The 15,765-nt window shown below is 63.5% G+C and carries 19 protein-coding genes; 2 read left to right on the forward strand and 17 right to left on the reverse strand.

The features are described from left to right. Nucleotides 1–35: 35 nt before the first annotated feature. Nucleotides 36–170, reverse strand: a complete 135-nt coding sequence (locus E1748_RS31950) for a hypothetical protein (RefSeq protein WP_276324128.1) — start codon at nucleotides 168–170, stop codon at nucleotides 36–38. A gap of 366 nt (nucleotides 171–536) precedes the next feature. On the opposite strand from E1748_RS31950, the gene hfq reads away from it, so the two are divergent. Beyond that, nucleotides 537–1,043 (forward strand): RNA chaperone Hfq, encoded by a 507-nt coding sequence (hfq, locus tag E1748_RS21275; protein ID WP_133649113.1) that lies wholly within the window; start codon nucleotides 537–539, stop codon nucleotides 1,041–1,043. Between the two features lie 43 nt (nucleotides 1,044–1,086). Here the strand turns inward: hfq and E1748_RS21280 are convergent, their stop codons facing one another. After that, nucleotides 1,087–1,314, reverse strand: coding sequence for a hypothetical protein (locus tag E1748_RS21280; protein WP_133649114.1), 228 nt, complete (start codon nucleotides 1,312–1,314; stop codon nucleotides 1,087–1,089). 249 nt (nucleotides 1,315–1,563) lie between these two features. Here E1748_RS21280 and E1748_RS31545 point away from each other — a divergent pair, with 249 nt between their 5' ends. Next, nucleotides 1,564–1,725, forward strand: a complete 162-nt coding sequence (locus E1748_RS31545) for a hypothetical protein (protein ID WP_166653603.1) — start codon at nucleotides 1,564–1,566, stop codon at nucleotides 1,723–1,725. A gap of 115 nt (nucleotides 1,726–1,840) precedes the next feature. On the opposite strand, the gene E1748_RS21285 is transcribed toward E1748_RS31545, so the two are convergent. The 15 genes from E1748_RS21285 to E1748_RS21350 form a co-directional block, all read right to left on the reverse strand. Further along, on the reverse strand, nucleotides 1,841–2,572 hold the full coding sequence (locus E1748_RS21285; RefSeq protein WP_133649115.1) for a DUF2968 domain-containing protein: 732 nt from the start codon (nucleotides 2,570–2,572) through the stop codon (nucleotides 1,841–1,843). A 54-nt stretch (nucleotides 2,573–2,626) separates the two neighbouring features. Next, nucleotides 2,627–4,018 carry a sigma 54-interacting transcriptional regulator gene (locus tag E1748_RS21290; RefSeq protein ID WP_133649116.1) on the reverse strand — a complete coding sequence of 464 codons (1,392 nt, stop codon included), beginning with the start codon at nucleotides 4,016–4,018 and terminating at the stop codon, nucleotides 2,627–2,629. 10 nt (nucleotides 4,019–4,028) lie between these two features. Continuing rightward, nucleotides 4,029–5,732: a TadG family pilus assembly protein gene (locus E1748_RS21295; RefSeq protein WP_166653604.1), complete on the reverse strand. Its 1,704-nt coding sequence runs from the start codon at nucleotides 5,730–5,732 to the stop codon at nucleotides 4,029–4,031. Nucleotides 5,733–5,811: 79 nt separating this feature from the next. After that, on the reverse strand, nucleotides 5,812–6,159 hold the full coding sequence (locus tag E1748_RS21300) for a DUF3613 domain-containing protein (RefSeq protein WP_240766713.1): 348 nt from the start codon (nucleotides 6,157–6,159) through the stop codon (nucleotides 5,812–5,814). 27 nt (nucleotides 6,160–6,186) lie between these two features. Beyond that, nucleotides 6,187–7,038, reverse strand: a complete 852-nt coding sequence (locus E1748_RS21305; protein WP_133649118.1) for a tetratricopeptide repeat protein — start codon at nucleotides 7,036–7,038, stop codon at nucleotides 6,187–6,189. Between the two features lie 10 nt (nucleotides 7,039–7,048). Then, nucleotides 7,049–8,065: a type II secretion system F family protein gene (locus tag E1748_RS21310; protein WP_133649119.1), complete on the reverse strand. Its 1,017-nt coding sequence runs from the start codon at nucleotides 8,063–8,065 to the stop codon at nucleotides 7,049–7,051. Nucleotides 8,066–8,067: 2 nt separating this feature from the next. Next, nucleotides 8,068–9,090 carry a type II secretion system F family protein gene (locus tag E1748_RS21315; protein WP_133649120.1) on the reverse strand — a complete coding sequence of 341 codons (1,023 nt, stop codon included), beginning with the start codon at nucleotides 9,088–9,090 and terminating at the stop codon, nucleotides 8,068–8,070. Next, nucleotides 9,083–10,435 carry a TadA family conjugal transfer-associated ATPase gene (locus tag E1748_RS21320; protein WP_133649121.1) on the reverse strand — a complete coding sequence of 451 codons (1,353 nt, stop codon included), beginning with the start codon at nucleotides 10,433–10,435 and terminating at the stop codon, nucleotides 9,083–9,085. Before E1748_RS21320 ends, E1748_RS21315 begins: the two co-directional genes overlap by 8 nt. Nucleotides 10,436–10,438: 3 nt before the next feature. Then, nucleotides 10,439–11,680 (reverse strand): fimbrial protein, encoded by a 1,242-nt coding sequence (locus E1748_RS21325; RefSeq protein WP_133649122.1) that lies wholly within the window; start codon nucleotides 11,678–11,680, stop codon nucleotides 10,439–10,441. Further along, on the reverse strand, nucleotides 11,652–11,801 hold the full coding sequence (locus E1748_RS31550) for a hypothetical protein (RefSeq protein ID WP_166653605.1): 150 nt from the start codon (nucleotides 11,799–11,801) through the stop codon (nucleotides 11,652–11,654). The genes E1748_RS21325 and E1748_RS31550 overlap by 29 nt, the downstream gene beginning before the upstream one ends. Then, nucleotides 11,798–13,237, reverse strand: coding sequence for a type II and III secretion system protein family protein (locus E1748_RS21330; RefSeq protein ID WP_133649123.1), 1,440 nt, complete (start codon nucleotides 13,235–13,237; stop codon nucleotides 11,798–11,800). The genes E1748_RS31550 and E1748_RS21330 overlap by 4 nt, the downstream gene beginning before the upstream one ends. 39 nt (nucleotides 13,238–13,276) lie before the next feature. Further along, nucleotides 13,277–14,227 carry a Flp pilus assembly protein CpaB gene (cpaB, locus tag E1748_RS21335; protein ID WP_205965285.1) on the reverse strand — a complete coding sequence of 317 codons (951 nt, stop codon included), beginning with the start codon at nucleotides 14,225–14,227 and terminating at the stop codon, nucleotides 13,277–13,279. Between the two features lie 88 nt (nucleotides 14,228–14,315). Continuing rightward, nucleotides 14,316–14,810: a TadE/TadG family type IV pilus assembly protein gene (locus tag E1748_RS21340; protein ID WP_420819336.1), complete on the reverse strand. Its 495-nt coding sequence runs from the start codon at nucleotides 14,808–14,810 to the stop codon at nucleotides 14,316–14,318. Further along, nucleotides 14,810–15,307 carry an A24 family peptidase gene (locus E1748_RS21345; RefSeq protein ID WP_133649125.1) on the reverse strand — a complete coding sequence of 166 codons (498 nt, stop codon included), beginning with the start codon at nucleotides 15,305–15,307 and terminating at the stop codon, nucleotides 14,810–14,812. Before E1748_RS21345 ends, E1748_RS21340 begins: the two co-directional genes overlap by 1 nt. A gap of 125 nt (nucleotides 15,308–15,432) precedes the next feature. Continuing rightward, nucleotides 15,433–15,621 (reverse strand): Flp family type IVb pilin, encoded by a 189-nt coding sequence (locus E1748_RS21350; RefSeq protein WP_133649126.1) that lies wholly within the window; start codon nucleotides 15,619–15,621, stop codon nucleotides 15,433–15,435. Between the last annotated feature and the right edge of the window lie 144 nt (nucleotides 15,622–15,765).

The following is a 15,765-nucleotide window of genomic DNA, read 5'->3' on the forward strand; positions in this document are numbered from 1 at the left end:
GGTCACGTCAGGCCCGAGCGACATGTTGCGCATGCTCAGTACCCGCCGGTGCTGCCGCTCGAACTGCTGCCGCCGCCCGACGACATATCGCCGCATGCGCTGACCGCAAGCGTCGACAGCGAGAGCGCGAGGATCGTCAGTAGCGTGGAAAGAAGGCGTTTCGTCTGCATGGTTCGTCTCCTGATAGGGGCGTCGTCGCGTGCCAATATGTCAGTGGTTCGCTCAACGCGTGGGGGAATCCGGAATCGCTCGGCCGTGTGGGCGACAGCGCCGCACTGCCATGTCCAATGAACGGTCACGTCGGCCCTTTTATTCCGGACAGCATGCACTTTTTTGCGTCGGCCTTGAACCACGGCGGGTTCATGCTCGACCTGCCCATATTCGTCTGATTCGTAACTCAACGTTACACCGGGAAATTTTGAGATGCTTCCACGCCGACAAGCCGTTATAGTGGTCGAAAGTTCGCCAGCAGACGCGCACCTTGGCTACAAGGGGTAGAATCCCGGCGAACCAACGTCTCTCAACCAGAATCGCCCATGCCTTCCGCAGAATCGCATCCGCAAAACGACTTCATGAACGCAGCGCGCAAAGAACGAAAGCGCGTCGAGATTTACCTCGTCAACGGGATCCGTTTGACCGGGTGCATCGAGTCGTTCGACCAGTACCTGGTGATGCTGCGCACGCCCGTCGGGCTGCAAGGCATCTACAAGCGCGCCATCTCGACGATCCAGCTGGACACCGGCACGCGGCCGGGCCCGCGCACCGGCCGCCCGTCGCACGGTGAGCACACCACGCGCGGACCGCACGGCTCGCGTGAACCGCGCGGGGATTCGCGAGATTCCCGTGATTCGCGCAGCGAACCGAGAGAACCGCGCGAGCCGCGTGAATCGTACGGCTCGCACTCGTCCAGCGAACGCTCGGGTTCCGATGCGCCGGTCGTCGTCACGCGTCGTCGGCGCCTGTTCGGCACCGGCGGTGGCGACAACGGCGGCAACAGCAGTGGCAGCGGTGGTAACGGTGGTAACGGCGGCAGCCACGAATGACCTGATGAGCCCGGCAGCACGTCCGGGCTTTTTCATTTTCCGGCTAGTCCACGGGCTCTTCGAGCCGCTGCAGTATCCGTTCGATCCGCATGCCCTGCTGCTGCGTCAGCTCGAACCCGCACTTCACCTCCAGCACCCGACGACGCCAGTAACCGGCGTTCAGCGCGCGAATCATCGGCTGGCGCGTCGCCCACTCCAGATGCTCCAGTTCCGTCTCCACCATGTGCAACGCGTGCATGCGTCGCGCCTGTCCCGGCTTGTTCGTCTCCATGATCGTGAGATCCTGTTTGTATGTCGCTCCGGAAGGCGGCTGATGCCACCGTCGGCGCGACACTCGAAAGACGAAACATCCGCAACGCATTTTTAGGATATCCGTGGCGTCGTGTGGCACGGTGTGGTGTGGCGTACGCTGCGCCGGGATCGGCGCGAGGCGAGTCTGCAGGCGCTCCTTACATCGCGAGCTACGGCGCTGCCCCGCGTGCGCTATGCTGAACGCTGGCACTTCCCCACGGAGAGCGACATGTCCACAGCCCAGCCCAGAACGCCGGAGCCGGCCGAATCGGCGGATGAACGACTCGACGAAGCGCTGGAAGAAACCTTCCCGGCCAGCGACCCGATTGCGGTCGACCCCACCGAGCCGGCCAGGCCGGCTCCGTCGCCCGAGAAACGCAAGCCCGCGTAGCCCCTCGCGTCCTTTCTCTGCGCGCAAAAAAGAAAACCCCACACGGGCATCATCCCGTGCGGGGTTTCGTTTCTGTACCGGCTGACTCAAGCAACAGACGTCAGCGGCAATCCAGTCAGTTCGGCGGCAATCCGCTTTCCAGCTGACGCTGCAGCTCGCGCACCTGACGCTGTGCAGCACGCAGCTGTTCCTGCGCGGCGGAGCGTTGCTGCGACAGCGCGACGGCCTGCGCCTGGTTCTGCTTCTGCTGGTCGGCGACGATCGACTGCTGCTGACGCGCGACGTTCAGGTCCGCCTGCAGCCGGCTCGCGCGATCCTGCGACAGCGCGACCATCCGCTCGGTGAAGGCTTTCTGCGCTTCGAGCCGCGTGCGGCGGAGCTCGATGTCCGACAGTTGCATCGTCTGACGGACGAAGTCCTTGTAGATCATTTCGGCGCGCGTTTCATCCGAGGTCTTGATGACCCGCCAGAAGTTTTTCTGCTGGAAGAGCGCGACGTAGTAGGTCATCTCCTTGCCGTAGAACAGCAGGCTCGCGCCGTAGCTGCCGTTGTACGTCGTGCGGAGTTCGCTCAGATCCGCGCCGCGGATCATCTGCTGCAACTCGGCGACGTTGCCGGCGGCGGACTGCTGGGCTTCGGCGGGTGTCAGCGCGGCGGACGACGATTGAGCAGCCGCAGCCGCGGGCGCCGTCGACGGCAATGCCGTCGTGACGGACGGCTGCGCGACGACTGCGCCGGTGGCGCTTGCTGCACTATCGGGAAGGGCCTGGGCCTGTGCACCCTGCACACCGGTCAGCGCCACGAACGCTGCCAGCGCGAAATGTCGAAGTGTCGACTTATGGTCCATGTATGTCCTGCTTGAACAGTTTTTGTTTTATGACAGCGTAGAACCGTCTCATTATTACTCACTTTCGCGAGTTTCGGGCTCTTCATCAAAAATTTGGTATTTGCGCATTTTCTCCCACAACACCTTGCGGCTGATGCCGAGATACTGCGCGGTATCCTGGCGGCGCCAGCCGTTCGCGTCGAGCGCGGCAAGCACGCGATTGCGCTCCGCCATGTCCCACTTGCTGCGATCGACCAGCACCTCCGCCGCGCTCTCCGCCGGCACCGGCTGGGTGCTGCGCGCGAGCGCGAGCAGCCGGTGCAGCCGCGCGGCATCCCATGCGCCGATCTGCCGGACCGTCACACCGATGCGCTCCGCGAGATTGCGCAGCTCGCGCACGTTGCCGGGGAAGTAAGTATCGGCGACTGCATCGGCGAGCCAGTACGGAATGTCGGGTAGCTGCGCGAGACGATCAGCACCGACCACCGACGCGATGAACGCCTTGAAGATCGCGATCTTGTCGACGGCGCCCCGCTCTTCCAGCGACGGAATTTTCAGCTCGATCACTGCGAGCCGATAGTACAGATCGGCGCGGAACGTTCCGTCCTTGACGAGTTGCGGCAGATGTCGATTGGTCGCCGCGACGAGCCGGAAGTCGAGCTTGACGGGCGCGGCCGAACCGATGCGCGTCACCGCGCTGTCCTCGAGTACGCGCAGCAGCTTGACCTGCTGATACAGCGGCAGATCGCCGATTTCGTCGAGGAACAGCGTGCCGCCGTCCGCCTGTTCGAAGTAGCCCTTGTGCGCGACCACCGCGCCCGTAAACGAGCCCTTCGAGTGACCGAAGAACAGCGACTCGAAGAGGCCGTCCGGAATCGCACCGCAGTTCACCGCGATGAACGGACCCTGCCCGTAGCGCGAATGTTTTTCGTGCAGCAGTTGCGCGATGCGTTCCTTGCCGACGCCGGTCTCGCCGTGCACGAGCACGCTCGTGTCGCAGTCGGCGAACGTATCGACTTCGTGCAGCAGCGCCTGCATGCATTCCGAGTTCGCGACGAGCGCGCTCGACTCGAGCGTCTGCGCGCTGTGCGCGCGCAGTTGCAGCACGAGCTTCGAGATCATCCCGCGCAGTTCGGCGCAGGTGAAGTCGAGCGGCAGGATGTGCGAATACTCGGCGGGGTACGTCGACGGATCGTGATCGCGCGGTGCGGCGCCGACCCACACGACCGGCATGCCGTGCGCCGCCTGCCAGTCGCGCAGGATCAGCGCGCCGCTTTCGATCACCGACACGCTGATGATCGCGAGCGACGGACGCATCGCGGTCCGCTCGGGCGAGATCGCGATATCGTCGGCACGGATCACCTCGACGTCGAAGCTCGCCATGCAGCGCGCGACCCGATCGACGATGTCGGCCTTGCCCTCCCAGACGTAGAGGTCGAGTTCTTCGATTTTGGTGGTGGTTCTCATCGGGTGATTGCTAGTTGACCAGTTGCGGGACGCTGCAGGAGAGCGACAGATCAGTAACGTTGGCGACGCCGAGTTGGACGCCGAGCAGTTGCAGAAGGATTACGAGCAGTTGATTGAGTGGCGTCAATGCCGCTGTCAGAAGGTCGACTACAGCGTTCGTAATCGGTGCGAGCAGTAGGCCAAGGTTTATCGGGATGCCAAGCAGTCTCACTGTCAGCGAACTCGTCAATTGCAGGTTGAGTTGATTCAACGCATTCGCCAGCGCGAGTCCCACGTTGTTCGAATTCGGTGTCGCGCCGCTAACGAGTTGCGTGTTGCCGTCGAACACCTGGGTCTGCTGGCCTGGGGGCGCAATCGGCGCACTACCGCACGCCGTCACGGAGACGAGGTTTCCCCCCAGAACGCCAATGAGCTGGGCAGGCTGACTGCAAGAGTTGCCGGACGTGCTACCCACGATGATGTTCGCAATACCTGGCGATGTTGAAATCGTTGATCGACTGGCGGCTCGTGTGGTCGCACATTGGGTCGACTGAAGCCAGGACTTTGCGTAAGCAACCTGAACGGTAAGCGGCAGTGTCACGTCCAGTACGCTGCCCAGCAGCGCGAACGAGCCGGTGTGACCGACGTCGACTTGCAGCGCCAACGAAATCTGCGCAGTCCGCGCCTGGGTACGCCAATCGTTGGTCGCCGGATTCAAGCCTGCCTCACCGATAGCGATCACCGGTGGCTGAATGACCTGCAAAGAAAGGTTTACACCCAGAAGACCGGGCACATTGATCCCGGCCCCAACGTTGATCGCCGGCTTGCCCACCTGAGCGATTTCGGCCGCGACGATCAATGCGTCGAGCGGATTGATCACCGCACTGAGCGCGGCCTGCGAATTGGCGAGGCTCAGCGTAATTACACCGTTGGCGCCACTACCCGCAGTCTGGCCCAGCGCGAACTTTGGTGTACCGGGAATGTTCAACGCGGTGATCGATTGCATTGCAGATTGCCCCGCCTGCAGCACGACGCTCGCGACTGTCGTCTGACTTAGTGCGGTCACCAGCAGCGACGCCAGTGAGCCCACATTAACTGGCACCTGCAGCAGCTGATCGACTGTCGCGACGTTTGCGGCAACCATCAGGTCACTCACCTTCACTCCGACATTTGCGAGCCCGCAATACGACACCGCCGAGAGGTTCAGACTGGTATTCAGCAGCGCGCCAAGCAGCCCGTTGATGACTCCCGCCTGCGCAACCCCAGCGGCAGTCGGAGTCCCATTCGACTGACACATCGAACCGCCGAGTGCGAACAGTCCAGTCGCGAGACTGAACGAGCCCACGTTCGTCGCCTGCGCCGTCGCCACTGCGCTCATCGGACGTGGCTGACCGGCGAGGAAGAAGTACCGCACTGAACGACTGACTGTCACACGCGCGGCATTGATCGGCGTCGTAGTTGTCGAAAAATATGGACTCACCGTGCTGGCGCCCGGATCCCAACGACCGCACAGCACGGCTACCGTGCCGTCCGACGGCAGCCCATTCGCCGTCGCGTTCAATTGCGCGGACGTGGTCGCGGCGCCGCAGCCGCCCGCACTGCCGATCGTCGTGGCCGCTGCGGTCGCGGCAAGATCCGCTGTGCGCTGCAGATCGCGGCGTGCGAAATAGAAGTGGCCGACATCGATCACGCCGAACGCCGCAACGGCAATACCGAACAGGATCGCAGCGAGCACAGCGATCGCGCCCTGCTGCTGCCGCCGCGCGCGGCGCGCATGCAGAGAGCGGCGAACAGGTCGACGGAAAATAGACATGTCAGTTCGACGGCGACAAACCGCTTCCGCTGCTGTTGCCACTACCTTGATTCACTGCCGAGCCATACAGATCCGGAATCTTCGATTTGAACGATTCGATGTAGCGGTGATAGGCAAGTCCCGCCTCGTCGCCGAGCATCGGTTGCGCGGGCGATGCACTGGTCCGCTGCAGTTCGAGCCACCCCTTCGTCGCGTGGCCGATTTCGCTGGCATTCACTGGTCTGTCGGTCCGCACAACCGGTTGCGCATCGGTCTGCGCGTGAGCCGGCACAGCCGCAACTGCGCAAACCAACGTCACCGACGCGGCAACCGTGGCAAACGCGAATCCCTTCATTCTGTTGTTGTCCATCTCATCCCCCATTACTTCATCGGTCCGTCACTGCGCGAACCACTGCAGCAGACGCGGTGCCGTCTCGGACGCACGCGGCACGCTCGCAACCGGCCCGGTCGGTCCAGTCGTGCGCACGCCCTGCGGCAACGGCACGTCGAGCACCTGCGCGCGTTTTGCCGCCGCTACCTTCACCGCGTCGGCACGGATCGCCGAGCGTACTTCCGGCGTCATCTTCTGTTGCGTCATCAGTGCCTGTGCCTGATCGGCGTGTCCGTCCGCGAACAGGTACAGCACGACGTTGCTGATGATCCTGCGGTTGTTCTGATCGAGCTGCGCGGCCTTCATCAACGGCACACGGGCGCTACCAACGTTACCCGCCCGCAGTTCCGCATAACCGAGATCGGACAGCGTCGCGGCGTCGGTCGGCACGAGCTGCGCTGCGATCTGCAATTCCTGCACGGCCAGCCGGAAGTCGCCAGACTCGCCGGCGATCAGCCCAAGACCGCGATGCCCGCGCGCAGCCAGCGGTGTTTGCAGCAGTTGTCGATAGTTCGCCGCGCTCGCGGCCGGCTGATCGGTCATCCGCAGCGCGTCAGCACGCAGCACGATCGTGTCGGGCGAAACGCCATACTGCTTTTCGTACGCGTCGATATGCGCGAGCGACGCGAAGTACAGTCCCTGCGTCTGCATCTGATCGATGAGGCCGAGATACATGCCCGGCGTATCGGGTGCGGGCTGCTTGTCGGCCTGCTGCATCATCGCCTGGCGTTCGGCCTGCGGGCCCACGCCATAGCCCGACTGGATCGACGAACACGCGCCTAGCAGCGCAAACGCGCACGCAGTGGCAGTACGGCCCGCGAGGCGCGCGACACGATCCGGAGCGAGGTCGAAGGTCATCGTTGTTTCCTTACTTGTGCATCGACTTCAGCGCGTGCGTCACCGACAGCACGCCCGGCCCCGCCGTAATAATCAACAGCGCGGGCAGTAGCGTCAGGATCATCACGCCGGTCATCTTCACGGTCAGTCGACCGATGCGTTCACGCAGCATCGCGCGCCTTGCCTCGCGCAAGCGGTCACCGAACTGCTTGAGCGGCTCCTGTACTGCGCCGCCGTGACGGTCCACTTGAATCAACAGTCGCACGATCGCGCGCAGGTCTTCGTTGTCATAGCTCGACGCCAACCGGTTCAGTGATTGTTCGCGCGTGCGGCCGGCCGCCAACTGCCGCTGAGCGATCTCGAGCTCGCTCGACAGGATCGGCAGCACTCCGCGAAAATCGCCGACTATCACCTGCAAGCTCTGATCGATCGACAACCCAACACCCTGCAGCAAACGCAGCAGGTCGACCAGCATCGGCAACTCGTCGACAACTGCGCGGCGGCGCCCGCCCGCGCGTTGCCGGATATACAGCTTCGGCGCCATGAAGCCGATCACGAGCGCGACGATCAGATACAACACGTAGCGCGGCCCGTCGACGTACACATGTGCGAACAGCCCGATCAGCACAGGCAATGCGATCGCGCACGCGATCCGTGCGATCAGGAAAAGCCCGCGCGTACGCGTGTCGACAAAACCGCATTGCTCGAGCAGCCGCCGGTCCTCGTCGGCGACGATCTGCCGCCCGAATGGTGTGTCCAGCCATCTCATGCCCGCATGGCCGAGGCGTTCAAACGTGCCGGCAAAACGCTGGGCCACCGTCTTGCCCGACGCCGGGTGACCGCCCTGGCCCGCTTGTGCCGCGGATTCCGCCGCGCCGGTCTGTGCACCGAGCGAGGCTGCGTGCACGACACGTCGGTCGAGGGCATGTGCGAGCGTGCGATCGCTACGCCGCTCCGCAGACAGCCGAACGATCAACAACGCACCGAAGATCAGCAGCCCGAGCGCAAGCAGCGCGAGTGCAATGGCGGCAAGGTGGCGCGGTTCCATCGTCATTTGCGCAACCTCGCGAGCCGGTACAGCAGCCATGCACCGAATGCCTGCAGGCCGACCGCCAGATACACCAGTTGCCGCCCCTCCGGGTCGTACCACATCGCACCGAAATACGCAGGGTTCGTCAGGATCAGGAAGCCGCCGATTCCGATCGGCAGCATCGCAAGCACAAACGACGACATCTTGGTCTCAGCGGTCATCGCGGTCAGCTCGCGCTCGGCCTGCTCGAGGTCGCGCATGAACGACGACATCCGGTCGAGCATCACGTCCGCGCGTCCGCCGTATTTCACCGACAGGCGCAGCACCGCGCCGATCAGCTCGAGCTCGCTCGCCCGATAGATCTGCGCGACGTGGTACAGCGCGCGATCGATCTCGACGCCGGTACGCAGCATCCGCGACACGTGGTCGAGACATTCGCGCAGTGGCGCTTCCGTGGTCTGCAGTGACGCCTGGAACGCCGCAGGCACGCTGTTGCCGAGCACGATCAGCCGCACAATGCCGTCGAGAAACAACGGCAACTGACGCACGATCTGCTGGCGCCGTTTCGTCGTGCGCCAGGAGATTACGAAATAGAACACGAAGCCGCATACGGCAAGCATCATGCAGATAGCGAGCGCGCCGCCCGTCTGTCCTGCCCACACGCACAGGGCCAGCGTGACGAGCAACGCGAGCAGCGCCGGTATGCGTGCATGCGAGATGCCCGCGCGGCTCATCATGGTATCGAACGCGAACATCGCGCGCGCGGTGAAATGGCGCCACTTGGCCTGCCACGGTGAATCGGCATCGGGTGCCTGCGGCGGCGTGAGCCCTGCGACGCCCGAATTTCGCGCCGCGCCCGGCGCAACAGCAGCCGGACGCGCCAGGCCCGCCACCCCCTGCTGCGCAGTCGCCATCCGGCTATCGATAAACCGCTCAGTCGTCACCTGCCCCTTGCGTTGCTCGCCCCGCCGCAAAACCAGCAGCGCACCCGCCGCGCACAACAGCGCGAGCGCGGCAAAGAGCAACGCGGCGACACTAGACATTGAAGCCTCCGCCGAACCCACCGCCAAAACCACCACCGCCAGCACCACTCTGTCCACCGCCCAACGCCTGACGGAAGCGCGCCAGCTTCGGCGAATGCGGATGGATGCCGAGCGATTCCCACTTGTCGATCTCTTCGCCGTCCTGCGTGGTCACCGGCTCATAGCGATACAGCTCCTGAGTCGCGATGATGTTGTCGGACAGACCCGTCACTTCGGTCACGGACAGAATACGGCGCCGGCCATTCGACAACCGCCCGATCTGCACGATGAAGTCGATCGCGTTCGCGATCTGCCGACGCAAGCTCGACTCGGTGCCCTGAAAGCCCGCGAAGCCCGCAAGCATTTCGAGCCGGTACAGACATTCGCGCGGCGAACTCGCGTGCACCGTGCCCATCGACCCATCGTGACCGGTGTTCATCGCCTGCAGCATTTCAAGCACTTCACCACCGCGCACTTCGCCGACGATGATGCGGTCCGGCCGCATCCGCAGCGTGTTGCGCAAAAGATCGCGGATCGACACGACACCGGTGCCGTCGAAACCACCTGGCCGGCTCTCGAGCCGCACGACGTGCGGGTGATTCAGCGACAGCTCGGCGGTATCTTCGATCGTGACGACGCGCTCGACTTCAGGAATGTGAAACGCAAGCGCATTGAGCAGCGACGTCTTGCCCGAACTCGTCCCACCCGACACGAGCACGTTGCAGCGTGCCTGTACCGCGGCTTCGAGCAGCGCGCCGATCTCGGGGTTGTAGGTGCCGTTACCGAGCAGGTCGTCTGGCCGCAGCGGATCTTTGCGGAACTTCCGGATCGATACGATCGGTCCGTCGATCGACAGCGGTTCGATCACGACGTTGACACGTCCGCCGTCCGGCAGCCGCGCGTCGACCATCGGGTTCGATTCGTCGAGCCGCCGGCCGATCGGTGCAAGGATGCGTCGCACGATCCGCAGCAGGTGCGCGTTGTCGGCGAAGCGCACCTGGATCTTCGCGAGGATGCCGTGACGCGACACGTACACGTCGTTGTAGCCGTTGACGAGAATGTCCTCGACAGCAGGATCGTTCAGCAGATCCTCAATCGGACCGAAGCCCGCGAGCTCCTTCGTCAACGCCTCGGCGATCAACCGCACTTCGCTCTCGTTGATCGGAATCCGGCGCAGCCTCACGAAGCTGTCCATTTCCAGGTCGACGAACTGGTTGATCGCGCTGCGCGACCAGCGGCCGAACTCCGCGCCAAGTTCCTCGATACGCGTGAGCAGATGTTCGTGCGCCGCGTTCTTGATGTCCTGGAACTGCTGGCTATGCGCGAATGCAGGCGCGTCGTCGGCAAATTCGATATCTTTTGCCATCGTCTATGACCGCTTTGGTGAGGTTGGAATGAAACGCCTGAGCGCGTCGAGCGCAGCCCGGCTACGCGAGGACGCCGCGGCCTGCGCCGCGCCGCCCAGCCGTTCGACGAGCGGCTCCAGCGCGCGGATGTACGGATCGCGCGCGGCCGCGTCGGCCAGCAATTGCCCCTGGTTCGCCGCCTGCCCGAGTGCGACGCGCCGCTCGGGCAGCATCGCGAGCAGCGGCACTTCGAGCCGCTGCACGATCTGCGCGGCCGTCAGACTGAATTCCGGTTCGTACTTGTTGACGATGAGCCGGACGTTGTCCATCTCGATCGATTCTTCACGCAGCCCGTCGAGCACCGCCGCCGCCGATACGATCGACGCAACGCCCTGGTCGCAGACCAGCCACGTTTCGTCGGCGGCCTTCACGACCTGCGCGATGAACTCGTTGTTAGTAAACCCGCCGAGGTCGACGATCTGCTGATCGAAGAATGCACGCAGCCGGTTCAGCAGACTCACCGACGCGGAGTACGACACCTCGCGCATATCGGCGAGATTCGGCGGCAGCGTCGTCAACGCGAGCCCGCTCGCGTGCCGCGACAGCGCGGTGTGCACGAACGTCTGATCGAAGCGACGCAGATTGCGCACAGCCTCGACAAAACTGAACTCGCTGCGCGTATTCAGCAGCAGCGTGCCGTCGCCTTGCGGCAACCCGAGATCGAGCAGCGCGGCCTGACGGCCTTGCGGCGCATCGCGTCTTTGCAGCAGCACCGCGAGATTCGCGGCGAGCGTGCTCACGCCCATGCCGACGCGGGCACCGAGCAGCGCGACGATGCGACCGTGACGGCTCACTGGCTCGACGAGGTTATCGATCGCCTGACGCGTGATGCGCAGCGCGTCTTCAGCCGGTGCGGACAGATCGATGAAATCGCGCACGCCGGCGCGCAGCGCAGCGAGCGCACTCTCCGGCTCGGTGAGCGAACCGACCGCGACGATCTGCATGCCCGGATAGGCTGTACGCGCCGCGCTTGCGGCGACACTTGCGGCGGCCGCACGGCCGCCCGAAAAGTCGATGAACACCACCGACGGATTCAGCGACGCGATCCGCTGCGTGAGCTGCGCGGGATCGAGCGTCGCCGCCTCGACGGCGCCGACCGCGACGAGCGTTCCCGCGAGCCAACGCACGTGCTCGTCCGCAAGCGAGGCGAACACGAAATAGTCGGTGATCGCGCGTTCAGTCAACGAATACGTTCTCGCGTTCATGTTGAACTTCCTCCGGCGGCAAAGGTTGCGTTGCCACCACATCGCCGAACGGGCTGCGCGCCGGTATGGCGGCGTAGCTCGTTCGAATCTGCTTCTGTTGCCATTGCTTGTGCGGCTTCATTTTGAAAATCCTGGCGCGGGGTCGCTCGAAAACACGCCACCAATGACTGAACCCCACACGTGTCCGTTGCGCTGTTCGCTCTGCTCGCCGGGTGTCGTCGGCAACGCAGCGCCCTTCGCGATCGGCGACACCAGATGCGGCGTCACGATGATCACGAGTTCCTTGTCGTTCTGCGAGTAGCTCAGTTGTTTGAAGAACGCCCCGATGATCGGCAGATCGCCTAGCAACGGCACCTTGTTCACGCTCGATACCGTCTCGCGATCGATCAAGCCACCGATCAGGAAACTCTCGCCGTCGCCGAGTTCGACGGTGGTGTCGGTACGGCGCGTTGTGAGTGCCGGCACGGTGACGCCGTTGATCGTCACTGCGTTCGTGAAGTCGAGCTGGCTCGCTTCGGGCGCGATCTTCAGCGCGATGCGCTGCGGGCTCAACACGGTGGGCGTCAACGTCAGACCGACGCCGTATGGTTTGAACTGGATCGACGTCGTGCCGAGTCCTTGCGGCACCGGAATCGGAATCTCGCCACCCGCGAGGAAACTCGCGCTCTGCCCGGACAACGCGACAAGCGTCGGTTCCGCAAGCACCCGTGCAAGATTGTTACCTTCCATCAGACTCAGGTCCGCCGAGATGCCGTGCGTCGCCGAATTGAATACAAGGTTGAACGCGGAAGCGATCGGCGCCGTCGACTGGAACTGCGGCTGCGCGCCGAACGTCGCGGAAGTCAGCGACGACGGCGAAAACGAACCAAACGTGAAGCCCCCGCTGCTCTTCAGGATATTCAGGCCGAGCTGCTTCAACACCTGACGGCTGAATTCCACGACGCGGACGTCGACCTGAACGACCGAACGCGTAGCGACGGTCGACGTGTCGTAGATCGTGCTGTTGTCGCCACCGCCACTTGCGCCCCCCGATCCACCGGAGTCTCCGCCCGACTTGCCGCCTGACGAACCCGCATCCTTGCCGCCCTTTAACGATGCACGCTGAGCTGCTTCGATCTGCGCAACCGCGACTGCACGCTGATGCTGCTCCATCGACGATGCCGAACCGGAGATCAATGCGGAATCGCCAAGCATCTTGACGTTCGGCGCACCAGGACCGAGCAGCGTACGCGATGCAGCAGTTACGACATTCACGGTGTACGCGAGCGGCGTATCAGTGCCGCGCTCCCACAGCATCAGGTTCGTGGTGCCCGGCGACTTGCCGATCAGCAGGACACCGCCCGCCTTGTCGCCCTTGATGATCAGCACGTCGGCGACGGTCGGATCGCCGATCGCGATACGACGCAGCGTGTGGCCGCTCGCGATCACCTGTTGGGAACCGACGACGATGTCGAGCGCCTGTGGCATGCCCGCGGCCTCGCCCGTCGAGCTGACGACGAACGATGCCGCTACCCACAGTGCCACCAACGCGACGTACTCGGAAATCCGTTTTCTCATGTTCTTGTAATGGCGTGTAACCGCCACTCCCTGAAGCTTCTATTGAGCGACCGTCTCGGAACGCCCACCCCGTATCACTTCGATTCCTCCTCCCGAACGCGCGGCCCGCACGACCGGTGCCGCGACGTGCGTCGGAGCGACGGGCGTACGCGCATTGCCGGGTCCGCCTGCCAGCGAGTCGAGTGCGATGCCCGCGGCTGCGCGCGTGGAGTCGGTCGCTGTGCTGCCCAGACTCCCTCCTGCCTTGTCGCCGGGTGCGTGTATCGCGGTCTTGATCACCTCTGGTAGCGGTGGGAATGCGTTGGCATCGATTACATCGTCATCACGCGGATTACGTAATGCGAGCACGAGATGTCCTGACGCTTCGGCAAGTGTCACACGGTCGACGTCGGCGACCGGCATTGCAAGCACCGCCGTACGCACGAGGCCATTCGGATCGCCAGCACTATCGTTGCCGGCAGTCGCGTTGCCGAATGCGAGCACGCGCACCTTCGAGATCAGCAGACGTGCCTGGGTCTGCCCAATCTCGCCGGTACCCGCCATCGCGTTATCGCGCTTCAATGTGAAGAACACATCGACGAGATTGCCAGGCCGCAGCCGGTTGCCGACCGCGTTGCCATCGTCGACACGCACAGCGAGCGCGCGTTCGCCGGGCTGGATCTGCTCTGCCATCCCCGACGACAGTTGGGCTTCGAGCACCGGCGAATCGGCACCGATGTCACCGGAGGGAATCCGTCCGACGAGTAGCGTCGGGTCCGTGAATGCGCCACCGGGATTGATTGGCAGCGACTGCACGCGCAGATCCTCCGCCGTGATCGGCTTACCGGCCGTTAGCGGATGCGCGGCGACGACGACGGAATAGCTTGCCTGCGCCGTGGTCGCAGCAGGCGTAGGCGCCGGCTTGCGCGACAGCATCCACGCGAAGATGCCAAGCAGCAATGCCAGCAGGATCAATACGCCTGCGAGGATCCGGGTCAGTTTCGGCATGATGGCCCGCACGATGAAGAGGCCCGCGCCGGCCGGCCGGTCGGCCGACGCGAACGAAGTAACAACGGACAGCGGAAGGCGTGCGCGTTGGTCACAGTAGGGTCACAGGGTTGAGTTGAACAGTCGCGGTGCTAGTCAACGTGTTGGGGAGCACCAGATTAAATAGCGGCAAGGTCGGCACGAGCGGATGGGTCGCGTAGTTGTAGGTCAGCGTGACCGTGATGCATTGCATCGTCGCGTCGAATGAACAGGCAGTCGGCGTCGGCGTGCAGGTCGAGTTGCCAATCAGCCCTGTGATCATATTGGTCGCAGTCGTGCATGCCGCCGCCGCACGCAGACCGACCGCCGCGGCTACAGTGGTTGCCTTCTGATAGTTCAGCGCGGCACGCGCACCCTCTTCGCTCGCAAGCGTCAGGTTCTGCTGCGCGACGAAGATCAGGCTGTAAGTGACGATCGCGTATAACACTGTGAAGAACAGTGGAAACACCAGCGCGAATTCGACAGCCGTCGCGCCGCGTTGCGTGCGCCCGGAGACACCGCACTGCTGCGAGCGATGACGCGAGTGGCACATCGCGGCGTCTTTCATCAAACACCTCCTCCGCTCGCGCGGATCGCAAGTAACGCGATCGCCGGTACGGACAGACATGCGGCGTAGGGTGTCGAGCGATGGCCTGCCACTTGGAACGTGCGCGCGCCCTGCTGTACCAGTGACGAGACGCGTGTACGCGTAATCACGAGCAGTGCGATCGCATGCACCGCCGCGATCAGGCTCGCGACAATCCACAGCGTGAGCAATGCGTGAATGCCGCACCACGCACCAAGCACCGCAAAGACCTTGACGTCCGCGCCACCCATTACACCAAGCATGTAGAACGGCAGCAACGCGGCGAGACCGACGATCATGCCAGTCACTGCCTGCATTGGCGTAAGACCGAACGGACCGTGAAATAGAAATGCGCTCGCGAGCGCGGCAACGAGGCCGGCGGCGACGAGCGTGTTCGATACACGCCGGCTGCGACAGTCGCTAACCGCGACCGCCATCACCCAGGCAACGAACAGAAAGTTGCTGATTGAGGCACTCATATCGGACTCGACGGGCAGGACAAAGCGTACGAGTCACAAAGGTAACTCGCACATCCAGCGTTAACACCGGTTGTCTCAAGGGCCTAGGGGCGCGATGGTATCGCGCCCCCAGACTATTCTGCCCGTTAGCTGCCGCCGCCTGCCGAAGTGGGGGTGAGGGCGTTGACGATACTGCTGAACGTGGTGGAGAGTGCCTTTTCCACACCGCTGATCGACGACACGAGAACGACAGCGATCAACCCCGCGAGGAGGCCGTATTCGATGGCCGTAACCCCGTTGTTATCTCTCAGGAACGTAGTGATGAACTTTTTCATTTTAGCCCTCGGAACTTCATATATTCATTGTGGTTTGCAGACTGCTTCCAGCGCCAGGTTAGCGCGGTGGTTCTCTCATCCACCGGGCCGGTCCTCGCCTGATACACCGGAATTACCGCAGTCGGCCGTTGCTATGCAATAGAA

Origin of the sequence: Paraburkholderia flava, assembly GCF_004359985.1 — a bacterium.
GTDB classification, from domain to species: domain Bacteria; phylum Pseudomonadota; class Gammaproteobacteria; order Burkholderiales; family Burkholderiaceae; genus Paraburkholderia; species Paraburkholderia flava.

Excerpts from the sequence above, each read along its gene's own strand:
- E1748_RS31950 (WP_276324128.1), bottom strand. The coding sequence starts at position 170 with ATGCAGACGAAACGCCTTCTTTCCACGCTACTGACGATCCTCGCGCTC.
- hfq (WP_133649113.1), top strand. The coding sequence starts at position 537 with ATGCCTTCCGCAGAATCGCATCCGCAAAACGACTTCATGAACGCAGCG.
- E1748_RS21280 (WP_133649114.1), bottom strand. The coding sequence starts at position 1,314 with ATGGAGACGAACAAGCCGGGACAGGCGCGACGCATGCACGCGTTGCAC.
- E1748_RS31545 (WP_166653603.1), top strand. The coding sequence starts at position 1,564 with ATGTCCACAGCCCAGCCCAGAACGCCGGAGCCGGCCGAATCGGCGGAT.
- E1748_RS21285 (WP_133649115.1), bottom strand. The coding sequence starts at position 2,572 with ATGGACCATAAGTCGACACTTCGACATTTCGCGCTGGCAGCGTTCGTG.
- E1748_RS21290 (WP_133649116.1), bottom strand. The coding sequence starts at position 4,018 with ATGAGAACCACCACCAAAATCGAAGAACTCGACCTCTACGTCTGGGAG.
- E1748_RS21300 (WP_240766713.1), bottom strand. The coding sequence starts at position 6,159 with ATGGACAACAACAGAATGAAGGGATTCGCGTTTGCCACGGTTGCCGCG.
- E1748_RS21305 (WP_133649118.1), bottom strand. The coding sequence starts at position 7,038 with ATGACCTTCGACCTCGCTCCGGATCGTGTCGCGCGCCTCGCGGGCCGT.
- E1748_RS21310 (WP_133649119.1), bottom strand. The coding sequence starts at position 8,065 with ATGGAACCGCGCCACCTTGCCGCCATTGCACTCGCGCTGCTTGCGCTC.
- E1748_RS21315 (WP_133649120.1), bottom strand. The coding sequence starts at position 9,090 with ATGTCTAGTGTCGCCGCGTTGCTCTTTGCCGCGCTCGCGCTGTTGTGC.
- E1748_RS21320 (WP_133649121.1), bottom strand. The coding sequence starts at position 10,435 with ATGGCAAAAGATATCGAATTTGCCGACGACGCGCCTGCATTCGCGCAT.
- E1748_RS21325 (WP_133649122.1), bottom strand. The coding sequence starts at position 11,680 with ATGAACGCGAGAACGTATTCGTTGACTGAACGCGCGATCACCGACTAT.
- E1748_RS31550 (WP_166653605.1), bottom strand. The coding sequence starts at position 11,801 with ATGAAGCCGCACAAGCAATGGCAACAGAAGCAGATTCGAACGAGCTAC.
- E1748_RS21330 (WP_133649123.1), bottom strand. The coding sequence starts at position 13,237 with ATGAGAAAACGGATTTCCGAGTACGTCGCGTTGGTGGCACTGTGGGTA.
- E1748_RS21340 (WP_420819336.1), bottom strand. The coding sequence starts at position 14,810 with ATGAAAGACGCCGCGATGTGCCACTCGCGTCATCGCTCGCAGCAGTGC.
- E1748_RS21345 (WP_133649125.1), bottom strand. The coding sequence starts at position 15,307 with ATGAGTGCCTCAATCAGCAACTTTCTGTTCGTTGCCTGGGTGATGGCG.
- E1748_RS21350 (WP_133649126.1), bottom strand. The coding sequence starts at position 15,621 with ATGAAAAAGTTCATCACTACGTTCCTGAGAGATAACAACGGGGTTACG.